The sequence below is a fragment of the Rhodococcus sp. PAMC28707 genome (genome assembly GCF_004795915.1).
GTDB lineage: Bacteria > Actinomycetota > Actinomycetes > Mycobacteriales > Mycobacteriaceae > Rhodococcoides.
The window spans coordinates 2,220,310-2,233,448 of record NZ_CP039253.1 but is presented as its reverse complement, the minus strand read 5'-3'; the positions used below and the strand labels follow the sequence as shown (position 1 = coordinate 2,233,448).

Below are 13,139 nucleotides of genomic sequence, written 5' to 3'. Positions count from 1 at the left end.
GAACCGAACCGAACCGAACCGAACCGAACCGAAGAATCGGTGGTGTGCTCAGTGTTGCGGGAACCATCCGGTGACTGCGGGCCGGAGGTTCTGGTAGATGTGCTTGATCTCCTGGTATTCGGCCAGACCGGTCGGACCCAGTTCGCGACCGTTGCCCGACATGCCGAATCCGCCCCACTCGGCCTGTGGCAGGTAGGGGTGGAAGTCGTTGATCCACACGGTGCCGTGCCGCAACCGTGCAGCCACGCGCTCGGTCTTTCCGGCGTCCTGGCTCCAGACGCCCGCGGCGAGCCCGTACCGGGTGTCGTTGCCGATAGCGATGGCTTCCTCTTCCGTGCGGAAGGTCTCCACGGTGACGACGGGGCCGAAGCCCTCTTCCTGTACCACCGACATTGCGGTGTTGCAGCCGTCGAGGACCGTCGGCAGATAGTAGAAGCCCGACTCGAGCTCACCGGTGCCCCATTCGGCACCACAGCCGACGACGGCGCCTTCCTCGATGCCTGCGTCGACGTAGGCGGTGACCTTGTCACGATGGTCCGCAGAGATGAGCGGACCTGTCTCGGCTGTTTCGTCGAACGGCCCGCCCAAGCGAATCTGCTTGGCGCGACGGACCAACTCCGCGACGAAGCGGTCATGGATGGACTCCTCGACGATCAGACGCGCTCCTGCCGAGCACACCTGGCCGCTGTGGACGAAGGCTGCGTTGAGGGCATTGTCGACGGCCGCATCGAAGTCGGCGTCGGCGAAGACGACATTGGGGTTCTTCCCGCCGAGTTCGAGCGCCACCTTCTTGACCGTCTGCACTGCCGCTGCAGCGACCACGCGGCCCGTCGCGAGCCCGCCGGTGAACGAGACCATGTCGACATCGGGATGTTCCGACAGCGGCGCGCCCGCGGTGGCACCGGCGCCGAGCACGAGGTTCCCCACGCCCGCCGGCAGTCCGAGACCATCGAGTACATCCATCAGAAGCATCGCAGTGTGCGGAGTGAGTTCGCTGGGCTTGAGCACGAAGGTGTTGCCCGCCGCCAGAGCAGGTGCCACCTTCCACGCCACCTGCAGCAGTGGGTAGTTCCAGGGGGTGATCATTCCGCAGACACCGATGGGCTCGTACACGACCTTGCTCACGACGTCGGGCATGCCCGGGTCTACGACCCGCCCTGCCTGCTGCCCGGCGAGCACACCGAAATAGCGGAAGCTGGCACTGATGTCGTCCATGTCGATTTCGCTCTCCACGAGGCGCTTGCCCGTATCGAGTGACTCGGCGCGGGCGAACTCGTCCTTACGTCGTTGGATCGCGTCGGCGACCCGCAGCAACAACGCGCCTCGTTCGGTTGCCGGAGTGGAACTCCATACTCCGGCGTCGAATGCACGTCGGGCGGCGGCGATGGCCGCTGCGGTGTCGGCACCATCTGCTTCGTCGACGGTGCCGACGAGTTCGCCGTTCGCCGGGCAGTGGATCTCCCGAGTTCCGCCGTTGACCGCAGAGGTCCACTCACCATCGATAAACAACGTCTTGGGCATGAAGCTGGTCTCCTTGCTGCGTGGGTTGTGCTGATAGGGCTGTCCGTGCGGTTCGAGCGGTCAAGAACCGCCGCTGTTCTCCTCTAGCTGGAGGAAAGTCAGGTGTCCTTCGTAATGGTCCAGGATATCTTCGATGACCTGGTCTTTCGTGTATCCCATGATGTCGTATCCCTGACCGGAACCACCGTCCAGATAGACCTCCATCCGGTAGTACTCGTCTTCGGTACGAGGCAGAGTCAGTCCGAAGGACGGAACGGCGACCTTGCGTCGCCACACCTGATAGCGGAACGGATGAGCGTGGTCTGCGCCGACCACGAGTTCGTACATGTCCTCGGCGTCGTCGACGGGCCCGCATCGGGCATCGATCCCTTGCACCCGCATTTCTTCGACGACCTCGTTGAAACTCGGCAGCACCACCTGGCGTCCGAACTCTCGCACGCGGTCCTCGCCGGGGAATCTGAGAACCCGACTGAGTCGGTGGCGCCAGGACCAGTCGACTCCGCGGTTTCCTCCGGTGCGGACCGAGAGTGAACCCGGCAAACTTTGCTCGACGCTTTCGATTCTGAATGTCTCCACTCTCAGCGATCGGTAGAGCCCGATCATGACGAGGATGATGACGAAGGCGAAGGGCAAGCCCATGATGACCGCAGCATTCTGCAAAGCGCCCACGCCGCCGACGACGAGCATGGCCACGGTCAGACCGCCGGTCGCCAGAGCCCAGAAGATACGAAGCGCCGCATTGCCGTCGTGCTGCGGGCTCGGCAGGTGCGAGGAGAGGTTGGCCATCACCAGTGCGGCCGAGTCCGCGGACGTGACGTAGAAGAGAAGGGCGGTGAAGGTGGCGAGAGCGGCGATGAAGATGAATGCCGGGTAGTCCCTCAGGAGTTCGTAGAACGCGCCCTCCGGGTTGAGGATCGCTTGTTCGCCGAATTCGCTGTCACCGCCACGAACCCGCTCAAGGGCAGAGTTTCCGTAGACCGAGGCCCACATGAGGATGTACAGAAAAGGGATCGTCAAAGTCCCGAGTACGAACTGGCGGATGGTGCGGCCTCGAGAGATCCGCGCAAGGAAAAGGCCGACGAACGAGGCCCACGCGATCCACCAGGCCCAGAAGAACAGTGTCCAGTCGGTCATCCATGTGCCGGTGTCCTCGAACGCGAAGGTCTGACCGACCATGTTGGGGAACAGTCGACCGAAGTCACTGACGTTCAGAACCAGGGCGTCGAGCAGGAACTGGGTTTGGCCCATGACGAGCACCCAGATCGACAGTGCGAATGCCAAAAACACGTTGAGGAGCGAGAGGATCTTGATGCCCTTGTCGACGCCCGAGGTGGCCGAAAGTGTGGCAATGGCAACACCGACGGCGACGATGCCGATTTCGACACCGGTGCTGACTTCCAATCCGAAAACTACGTTCAGTCCCACGTTGATCATCACGACACCGATTCCCAGCGAGGTCGCCACGCCGAAGATCGTGCCGAGCAGCGCAGCGAAATCGACAGTGTCTCCCAGCACACCCTTGACGCGTTTGCCGAAAATGGGAGCAAGAGCCGAGCGAATCGCCAGCGGCTGATTCTTCCGATACGCGAAGTAGGCCAACGCGATCCCCATCAGGGCGTAGAGGCCCCATCCACTGATTCCGTAGTGGAAGAGCGTCCATACGGTCGCCTCACGGGCAGCATCCACTGAACCGGCTTCGGTGCTCGGCGGTTGGAGGTACTGCGTCACCGGCTCGGAGACGGCGAAGTACATCAGATCGGTGCTGATGCCAGCGGCGAAGAGCATCGACGCCCAGGACAGCAACCCGAACTCCGGTTGCGAGTGAGCGGGCCCCAGTTTGAGATTGCCGAATCCCGAGAAGGCCAGGTAAACAACGAAAACGAGCACGATTGCGACCAGCGCCACGTAGAACCACCCGAACCAGTCCGAAGTCCACATCACTGCGCTGCCGAGCACACTCTCCGCGTTCTCCGGTGCGATCAGCGCCCAGATCGTAATCGCAAGAGTGAACAGCGCAGCGGGTACGAAGACCCGCCAGTTCACCCGCGATCGAGCCTCCGGTTCTTCGGCCACATCTGGCTTGGATTCCTCGACCGAAGAACTCACAAATCCGTTCCCTTCTGTTACCTGCCCACCCGGATGGCAGCGTCGGCGCTGTGCTCACAAACACAGCAAAACACTGGAGATGACGCTTCCGTTGTCCTCACCCTAGCCCCGCAGCGCCCGGCGCTGGACCCTTTGAGCTGCGATAATTCGACCTAGCACAGTAAGTCGGTCCAGTTCGAGTTGGACTGTTTCCCTTGGCCGCGGCACCGCGGTGAAGACCGGATCCGAATGTCAGGTTTCGGGCTAGTCGATGCCCAATGCACTGTTCGCCGAGTGCAATCCGGCTTTCGCCCGCACTGCGGGCGCCCGCCCTGGGCTCACCGGGCGCACTTCCGCCGAACCGCGGTTACGAATTACACCGACGTTGTTTCCCGATGTCCTTAGGTGACACCCGGATTGTGCGCCCGATGTGAATTCCGGGCATCGCCGCTCTCGAGTTGCTTCTCGCGTGCAAAAGCGAAGCGCGGGGGTCGAAATGGTCTTGAAAAAATTTTGCGAACCCCAGCTCGAGGGCGTTAATAGGTTAACCTTATTTGCAGTGTTACCTGGGTACTGATTTATCGTTTGTCATTGGACCGGCGTACAAACGGCCGATCCACCCGAACGAGGCTTGCGTGTGCCCCCGAGCTGATCTGCTCGACGGTAGGCAAGGACCGACGCTCGGGGGTGCTGCTTCAACGGCGAACGGCACCCAACAGCCGTCCGCGACGGCCGGTGATCTGTGCCGAGCCGCTCTGGCGTACTTGAAAGCTGGACTTATCCGAAGGCTAGGTATGAAGCACACTCCGGGCCCGCAAGGCCTCTATGATCCCCGTAACGAGCATGACTCCTGTGGAGTGGCGTTCGTGGTGGACATTCACGGTCGCCGTAGCCGTGACATCGTCGAAAAGGCCATCACTGCGCTGGTCAATCTCGAGCATCGGGGCGCCGCCGGCTCCGAACCCAACACCGGTGACGGCGCTGGAATTCTCATCCAGGTACCGGACGCATTCTTCCGAGCCGTCGTCGATTTCGAACTGCCCGCCGCGGGCGCGTATGCCACCGGAATCGCTTTTCTGCCACAAGGCAAAGTCGATGCCGCTCGTGCGTGCGAGGACGTCGAGAAGATCGTCGAGAACGAGGGTCTGACCGTCCTGGGCTGGCGTGATGTTCCCACCGACGACTCCTCTCTCGGGGCGCTCGCGCGAGATGCGATGCCCACGTTCCGTCAGTTGTTCTTCGGCTCTTCCGATTCCTCCGTTACGGATATGGATCTCGAGCGCCGCGCATTCGTCATCCGCAAGCGCGTCGAGCACGAACTCGGCGAACAGGGACCCGGCAAAGGCGGCCCCGGCCGCGAGACCGTGTACTTCCCGTCCCTGTCCTCGCAGACGTTCGTCTACAAGGGCATGTTGACGACCCCTCAGCTCAAGGGCTTCTACATCGATCTGCAGGATGATCGTGTCGAAAGCGCACTCGGGCTCGTGCACTCACGATTCTCGACAAACACGTTCCCCTCGTGGCCGCTGGCGCACCCGTTCCGTCGCGTCGCACACAACGGTGAGATCAACACCGCGACCGGCAACGAGAACTGGATGCGCGCCCGCGAGGCTCTCATCACCTCCGACGTCTTCGGTGGTCCCGACGCGCTGAAGAAAATCTTCCCCGTCGTCACCCACGGTGCAAGTGACACAGCTCGTTTCGACGAAGTACTGGAACTGTTGCACCTCGGCGGCCGCAGTCTTCCGCATGCCGTGCTCATGATGATCCCCGAGGCCTGGGAGCGTCACGAGAGCATGGATCCGGCCCGTCGTGCGTTCTACCAGTACCACTCTTCGCTGATGGAGCCCTGGGACGGACCGGCCTCGGTGTGCTTCACCGATGGCACCCTCATCGGAGCAGTGCTGGATCGCAACGGTCTGCGCCCGAGCCGGCTGTGGGTCACCGACGACGGTCTCGTCATCATGGCGTCCGAGGTCGGCGTGCTCGACATCGATCCGGCGAAGGTCATCAGCAAGGTTCGGCTCCAGCCCGGACGGATGTTCCTCGTGGACACTGCTCAGGGTCGCATCGTCTCCGACGACGAGATCAAGGACGAGCTCGCTGCTGAGCACCCGTACCAGCAATGGCTCGACGACGGTCTCACCGAGATCGACGATCTGCCCGACCGCCCGCATGTGCACATGCCGCACGATCGCGTTCTGATCCGTCAGCAGATCTTCGGGTACACCACCGAGGAACTGAGCGTTCTTCTCTCGCCGATGGCGAAGACCGGAGCCGAGGCGATCGGCTCGATGGGTACCGATACTCCGATTGCGGTTCTCTCTGCCCGCCCGCGGATGCTGTTCGACTACTTTTCGCAGCTGTTTGCGCAGGTCACCAACCCGCCGCTCGACGCGATCCGTGAGGAAATCGTCACGAGCCTCGGCGGCACCATCGGACCCGAGGGTGACCTGCTCGACCCGGGCGCCGACGCGTGCAAGCAGATCGTGCTCCCGACGCCGATCCTGCACAACGACGACCTGTCCAAGCTGATCCACATCAACGACGACGGTACGCAGGAAGGTCTGCGTTCGGTGGTCGTGCGCGGCCTGTATCCGGTGGCCGAGGGCGGCGAGGGGCTTCGGCAGTCACTCGAGGCGATTCGGGCGCAGGTGTCCGCGGCGATTTCCGGCGGAGCGCGGATCGTCGTGCTCTCCGATCGCGAATCCAGCGAGAAGCTCGCGCCGATCCCGTCGCTGCTGCTGACCTCCGCGGTTCATCAGCACTTGGTCCGCGAGAAGACCCGCACCAAGGTCGGCTTGATCATCGAGTCCGGTGATGCCCGCGAGGTGCACCACATGGCGCTTCTCGTCGGTTTCGGTGCGGCAGCGGTCAATCCGTACATGGCGTTCGAGTCGATCGAGGACATGATCGAGCGCGATGCCCTCGCCGATATCGAGCTCGACAAGGCCGTCGCCAACTACATCAAGGCGGCAGGCAAAGGTGTCCTGAAGGTGATGTCCAAGATGGGCATCTCGACATTGGCGTCGTACACCGGTGCGCAACTGTTCCAGGTGATCGGCCTCTCGCAGGCCCTGGTGGACGAGTACTTCACCGGACTCAACAGTCAGCTCGGTGGTATCGATCTCGACCAGATCGCCGCTGATGTGCAGACGCGTCACGGCATCGCCTATCTCACCAACCGGCACGAGCGCGCGCACCGTGAGCTCGAGACGGGTGGCGAGTATCAGTGGCGTCGTGAAGGGGAGTACCACCTCTTCAACCCGGACACCGTGTTCAAGCTGCAGCACTCCACTCGCACCGGCCAGTACGACGTCTTCAAGGAATACACGAAGATGGTCGACGATCAGTCGGAGCGGTTGGCATCGCTGCGTGGACTCTTCCGCTTCAAAACCGAAGATCGGCAGTCGATTTCGATCGACGAGGTCGAACCGGCTTCGGAGATCGTCAAGCGCTTCTCGACGGGCGCGATGAGCTACGGTTCCATCTCCGCCGAGGCGCACGAAACCTTGGCGATCGCAATGAACCGCCTCGGTGCCCGCTCCAATTCGGGTGAAGGCGGGGAAGATGTCTCGCGTTTCGAGCCCGACGAGAACGGTGACTGGCGACGCAGTGCGATCAAGCAGGTCGCGTCGGGACGCTTCGGTGTCACCTCGCATTACTTGACCAACTGCACCGATATTCAGATCAAAATGGCCCAGGGGGCGAAGCCTGGTGAGGGTGGCCAGCTTCCGGCGCACAAGGTGTATCCGTGGGTTGCCGAGGTTCGGCACTCGACGCCGGGTGTCGGCTTGATTTCGCCTCCGCCGCACCACGATATCTATTCGATCGAGGACCTGGCGCAGCTGATCCATGATCTGAAGAACGCCAACCCGCAGGCGCGCATTCACGTCAAGCTCGTCTCTGAACTCGGCGTCGGCACGGTCGCAGCGGGCGTCTCCAAGGCGCACGCAGATGTGGTTCTCATCTCGGGTCATGATGGCGGTACCGGCGCAACGCCGCTGACATCTGTCAAGCATGCGGGCGGGCCGTGGGAACTCGGTTTGGCCGAGACACAGCAGACGTTGCTGCTCAACGGTCTTCGTGATCGCATCGTCGTCCAGGTCGACGGACAGCTCAAGACCGGACGCGACGTGATGGTTGCCGCTCTGCTCGGTGGTGAGGAGTTCGGTTTCGCAACCGCTCCTCTCGTCGTGACGGGATGCATCATGATGCGCGTGTGCCACCTCGATACGTGCCCGGTCGGTGTCGCCACGCAGAACCCGCTGTTGCGCAAGCGTTTTGCCGGTCAGCCGGAGTTCGTGGAGAACTTCTTCATGTTCATCGCCGAGGAAGTTCGCGAGCTGATGGCCGAGCTCGGATTCCGCACCCTCAACGAGGCCGTCGGCCAGGTGGCGCTACTGGATACCACCGCAGCGAAGGACGCGTGGAAGGCATCCAAGCTCGACTTGTCGCCGATTCTCGACGAGGTCGAGTCGGCGTTCATGAACCAGGACCTCTACAACACCGGTACCCAGGATCATGGCCTCGACAAGGCACTCGACCAGCAGCTCATCGTGCAGAGTCGGAATGCTCTGGACAAGGGCGAGAAGGTGTCATTCTCCTCGAAGATCACCAACGTCAACCGCACGGTCGGCACGATGTTGGGTCATGAGGTGACCAAGGCGTACGGCGGCGTCGGCCTGCCCGAGGACACCATCGACATCACCTTCACCGGCTCGGCCGGTAACAGCTTCGGCGCCTTCGTGCCTGCCGGAATGACACTTCGCCTCCACGGTGACGCCAACGACTTCGTCGGCAAAGGTCTTTCCGGTGGACGAATCGTCATGCGGCCCTCGCTCGATGCCCCCAAGGGTTTCGTCGCCGAGGACAACATCATCGGCGGCAACGTCTTCCTGTTCGGTGCCACCAATGGTGAAGCCCTCATCCGAGGCGTCGTCGGGGAGCGCTTCGCAGTACGTAACTCCGGTGCGGTGGCCGTCGTAGAGGGTGTCGGCGACCATGGTTGCGAGTACATGACCGGTGGCAAGGTCGTCGTCCTCGGCGAGACGGGTCGGAACTTCGGTGCCGGCATGTCCGGCGGCGTCGCATTCGTCTTCGACCCGGTGAAGACGTTCGAGGCGAACCTGAACACCGAGCTGGTCGATATCGAGGACATCGAAGGCGACGAGTTCATCTGGTTGAAAGACATCGTCACCCGTCATCACGAGGAAACGGGATCCGAAGTTGCAGAGCGAATCCTCAACGATTGGTCACAGCAGGTGAACCATTTCGTGAAGGTCATGCCGCGCGACTACAAGAAGGTACTGCTGGCCATCTCCGAAGCCGAGAAGAACGGCGCGGACGTGGACGAAGCGATCATGGAGGCAGCTCGTGGGTGACCCACAGGGATTTTTGAAGCACACGGTTCGTGAACTGCCGAAGCGTCGACCCGTCGACCTACGGCTGATGGACTGGAAAGAGGTCTACGAGGACTTCCCCAAGGAAGCCTTGCAGACGCAGGCGAGCCGCTGCATGGACTGTGGTGTTCCGTTCTGCCACAACGGCTGCCCGCTGGGGAACCTGATTCCCGAGTGGAACGACCTGGTGTTCAAGGATCGTTGGCGCGAGAGTATCGACCGCTTGCACGCTACGAACAACTTCCCGGAGTTCACCGGACGACTGTGCCCCGCCCCGTGTGAGGCGTCGTGTGTACTGGGAATCAACCAGGATCCCGTGACGATCAAGCAGGTCGAGGTCGAGATCATCGACAAGGCCTTCGAAGAGGGCTGGGTCACTCCGGTCTACCCGACGTTCCTGACGGGTAAGAGCATCGCCGTCGTCGGTTCGGGGCCTGCGGGATTGGCTGCCGCGCAACAGCTCACGCGTGCCGGACATACCGTCACCGTGTTCGAGCGGGCCGACCGTATCGGCGGACTGCTGCGCTATGGCATCCCCGAGTTCAAGATGGAGAAGCGCCACATCGACCGTCGTCTGGCACAGATGGAGGCCGAGGGCACGGTGTTCCGTACAAGTGTCGATGTCGGAGTGGACATCTCGGCCGAAGAACTGCGCGCAGAGTTCGACGCCGTCGTTCTGTCCGGTGGTGCTACCGCGTGGCGCGATCTGCCGATCGAGGGACGCGAACTCGAGGGCATCTACCAGGCGATGGAGTTCCTTCCCGGAGCAAATCATGTGCAGCAGGGCGATTACGACGCTCCGCCCGTCACAGCGAAGGGCAAGAAGGTCGTGATCATCGGTGGCGGTGACACCGGTGCAGATTGCCTCGGCACCTCGCATCGTCAGGGCGCCGAGAGCGTGCATCAGTTCGAGATCATGGCGCGCCCGCCGGAGGAGCGTGCGACGTCCACCCCATGGCCGTTGTATCCGTTGATGTTCCGTGTCGCTTCGGCTCACGAAGAGGGTGGCGAGCGAGTGTTCTCGGTCAACACCGAGCGTTTCGTCGGTGCCGACGGCAAGGTCACCGGTCTCGAAGCTCACGAGGTCGAGTTCAAGGCAGGCAAGTTCGAGAAGGTCGAGGGCAGTGAGTTCACCCTCGAGGCCGATCTGGTGCTTCTTGCCATGGGCTTCGTAGGTCCAGAGAAGCCGGGGCTGCTGACCGATCTCGGTGTGGACCTGAACGAGCGCGGCAACGTCAAGCGCTCGAACGAGTGGGTCACCAACGTGCCCGGTGTGTTCGTTGCCGGTGACATGGGTCGTGGTCAGTCGCTCATCGTGTGGGCCATCGCCGAGGGCCGTTCGTGTGCGGCTGCCGTCGATACGTTCCTCGAGGGTGTGACGGCCCTCCCGTCGCCTATCGTCCCCACCCAGGCGCCGCAACGCTGATCGGTTGCACCAGAACGAGGTTATGGACGGAAAGCAGGTTTTTCCGCTCCATAACCTCGTTTTCGTTACCGCTGGTGAGATGTCCTCGTTTTAGGTAACCTCCGTTTACCGATTGGGCATCAATTCGACATCAGGGACTGGCATCCTGACCCTCGAAGTCGAAAGTCCGCTACTGCAGTGAGGCCGCAACCATGCGCGTGAAGAAACTCGTCGCCATCGTCGGAGCCGTCATGGCTGTCGCCGCTGGAACGTCGGTCATGTCGACGGCACCCGCGGCGGCCGATCCAGGTGGTTGCCCGGATCTGTACGTGGTCGCGATCCCGGGGACGTGGGAGACGAGTTCGGGCGCGGCACCCAAGCCGGGCATGCTCACTGCCGTCACCGACCGCATCGCGAGTTCGTCCATTCGCACCGATTACGTGTCTTACCCGGCCACCGCGTTTCCTTGGGAGGGTGGGGTCTACGGGGAGTCTCGCGCGATCGCCACGTCGAACGCGGGCGGAATGCTCGAAGCGATGGCCGCGCAGTGCGGTGCAACGAAGCTCGGCATCATCGGTTACAGCCAGGGTGCCGACGCTGCAGGCGATCTCGCTGCGTCGATCGGAACGGGCTTCGGCGTCGTGCCTGCGAATCGGGTCGTCGCGGTCGGCCTCATCTCCGACCCGAAGCGTTCCGACGCTGATGCACTGGTCGGCCCCGAGGTCGTCGGTACCGGTGTAGGTGGCCCGCGCGTCGGAGGGTTCGGTTTCGTCAGTCCAGTGGTGAAGACCTTCTGCGCAATCGGTGATCTGTACTGCTCGACACCCAAGGACGATTACATTTCCCGGTTGGCAGGCTTCCTTGCGGTCTCTTCCGATCCGAACCCCGATGTGGTCGCGAAGGCGCAGCAGGAGGCGCAGATTCTCATCGGCGATCTGTCGGCAGCGGGCGGGCTTCCGGTACTGCAAGGTCAGCTGACCGATCAGGCGAACGAGCAGCGTCGACGCGAAATCGACGCGTTCTACCGTTCCGGGATCCATCAGGAATACGGAAGCTATGCGGTCGACAGCAGTGGAACGAGTGCAACGTCGTGGTTGGCGAACTATCTGCTCGATCAGGCCTGAGAAGGTCCGGCTTCGATTCCGGTCGGCCGGGTCCGCAGGAGGAGATGGACCACGATCGCCGCTGCACCCATCCCTAGTGCACTCCAGGTGGCGGCGAGGGTGAGTCCGTCGACGAACCCTGCTGCCGCGATGTCTCGCAGTGCCGAATCCAGTGGTGGCGGAAGGTAGTCGGCAACGGTCATGCCTCCGCCGACGGTCTCGGACGCCGGCCCGGCTATGTCCGGTGGGGTATCGGGGGGCAGGTTGTCCTCGAGTCGGTGTCGGTAGACGGTAGATCCGATCGTTCCGAGGATGGCGATACCGACGGCGCCGCCGAGTTCGGCGCCGGTCTCCGACAGTGCCGAGGCGGCACCGGCTTTCTCCGGTGCCGCAGCGGTGAGGACGATGTCGGAGTTGAGCGTCGAAGATGCACCGACTCCGAGCGCCAGCAGGGACATGCCCACCACCAGTAGCGGCAGTCCGGAATCGGGTTGGATGAACGCCATTACCGCGGCGCCGCAGGCGATCGAGGCGAGTCCGCCGGCGATGATGGCTCCGGTCGAAACGATCTTGCTCAGGCTCGGCGCGAGTACCGCCCCGGTTCCGGCTGCGATCGCGGGGATCAGCAGCCACAGACCCGCCTCCAGTGGACCGAGCCCCACGATCAGCTGCAGATACTGCGAGGCGAACAGACTGAATCCGGTGAGCGCGAAGATCACCAGGAATTGAACGAGTACTGCTGCGCTGAAGGCACGTTCGGCGAACAGGGTGATGTCGATGAGTGGGTCGCGCCCGCGCAGTTGCCTTCGTAGGAACAACAAGCCCAGAACAATTCCGACGGTAGCTGTGGTGATCGTCGTAGCGTCGACTCCGTCCTGGGCGCCGTGCTTGATTGCGTAGACGATCACGAGCATCGACGCGATCGAGAGTACGACGCTGAGCGGGTCGAAGCGGCCCGGATCGGGATCCTTGAACTCCGACACCAACAGCGGCGCCGAGATGAGCAGGACGACCATGATCGGAATGTTGATCAGAAACACCGAGCCCCACCAGAAGTGCTCGAGCAACGCCCCACCGATGACGGGACCGAGGGCGCCGCCCCCGGCGAACCCGGCGGTCCACAGTCCGATCGCTTCCTTACGTTGACCCGGGTCGTGAAACATGTTGCGTATCAACGATAGTGTGCTCGGCGCAATGGTAGCTCCGCCGATGCCCAGAAGTGCTCGCGCGAGAAGGAGCATCTCGGGTGACGTCGAGAAAGCTGCGAGCAGCGATGCGGCGCCGAAAACGACCGCGCCGATCATCAGAAGTCTGCGACGGCCGATCCGGTCACCGACAGAACCCATCGTGATGAGCAGGCCAGCGAGAAGGAAGCCGTACAGGTCGAGAATCCACAGTGTTTGGTTGCTGCTCGGTTCCAGGTCCGCGGTCATGAAAGGAAGCGCCAGGTAGAGCACCGACATGTCCATCGAGACCAGCAGGATCGGGATTACGAGAACACTCAGTCCGAGCCAATCCTTACGGGTTGCCTTCGGGGGGTCGCCGGTCATGGATCTCTTCTTCCGCCGCAATCACTTCTTTTGTTCGCCAACGCCGATGCGGAGGACCCACATGACGGTACCG

The 13,139-nt window shown here is 62.5% G+C and carries 6 protein-coding genes; 3 read left to right on the top strand and 3 right to left on the bottom strand.

The window, feature by feature from the left end; translation table 11 throughout:
• Positions 1-48: 48 nt before the first annotated feature.
• Positions 49-1,521, bottom strand: coding sequence for an aldehyde dehydrogenase family protein (locus E5720_RS10105; RefSeq protein WP_136170557.1), 1,473 nt, complete (start codon positions 1,519-1,521; stop codon positions 49-51).
• Positions 1,522-1,581: 60 nt separating this feature from the next.
• Complete coding sequence (gene betT / locus E5720_RS10100; protein ID WP_136170556.1) at positions 1,582-3,627, bottom strand: choline BCCT transporter BetT; 2,046 nt, start codon at positions 3,625-3,627, stop codon at positions 1,582-1,584.
• A gap of 773 nt (positions 3,628-4,400) precedes the next feature.
• On the opposite strand from betT, the gene gltB reads away from it, so the two are divergent.
• From gltB to E5720_RS10085, 3 genes are all read left to right on the top strand, one after another.
• Positions 4,401-8,990 carry a glutamate synthase large subunit gene (gene gltB / locus E5720_RS10095; RefSeq protein WP_136170555.1) on the top strand — a complete coding sequence of 1,530 codons (4,590 nt, stop codon included), beginning with the start codon at positions 4,401-4,403 and terminating at the stop codon, positions 8,988-8,990.
• Entirely contained in the window at positions 8,983-10,434 is a 1,452-nt protein-coding gene (locus tag E5720_RS10090; RefSeq protein ID WP_136170554.1) for a glutamate synthase subunit beta, read from the top strand. The genes gltB and E5720_RS10090 overlap by 8 nt, the downstream gene beginning before the upstream one ends.
• A 191-nt stretch (positions 10,435-10,625) precedes the next feature.
• Entirely contained in the window at positions 10,626-11,537 is a 912-nt protein-coding gene (locus E5720_RS10085) for a cutinase family protein (protein WP_136170553.1), read from the top strand.
• Here the strand turns inward: E5720_RS10085 and E5720_RS10080 are convergent.
• On the bottom strand, positions 11,528-13,066 hold the full coding sequence (locus tag E5720_RS10080) for an MFS transporter (RefSeq protein WP_136170552.1): 1,539 nt from the start codon (positions 13,064-13,066) through the stop codon (positions 11,528-11,530). The genes E5720_RS10085 and E5720_RS10080 overlap by 10 nt on opposite strands.
• Positions 13,067-13,139 lie beyond the last annotated feature (73 nt).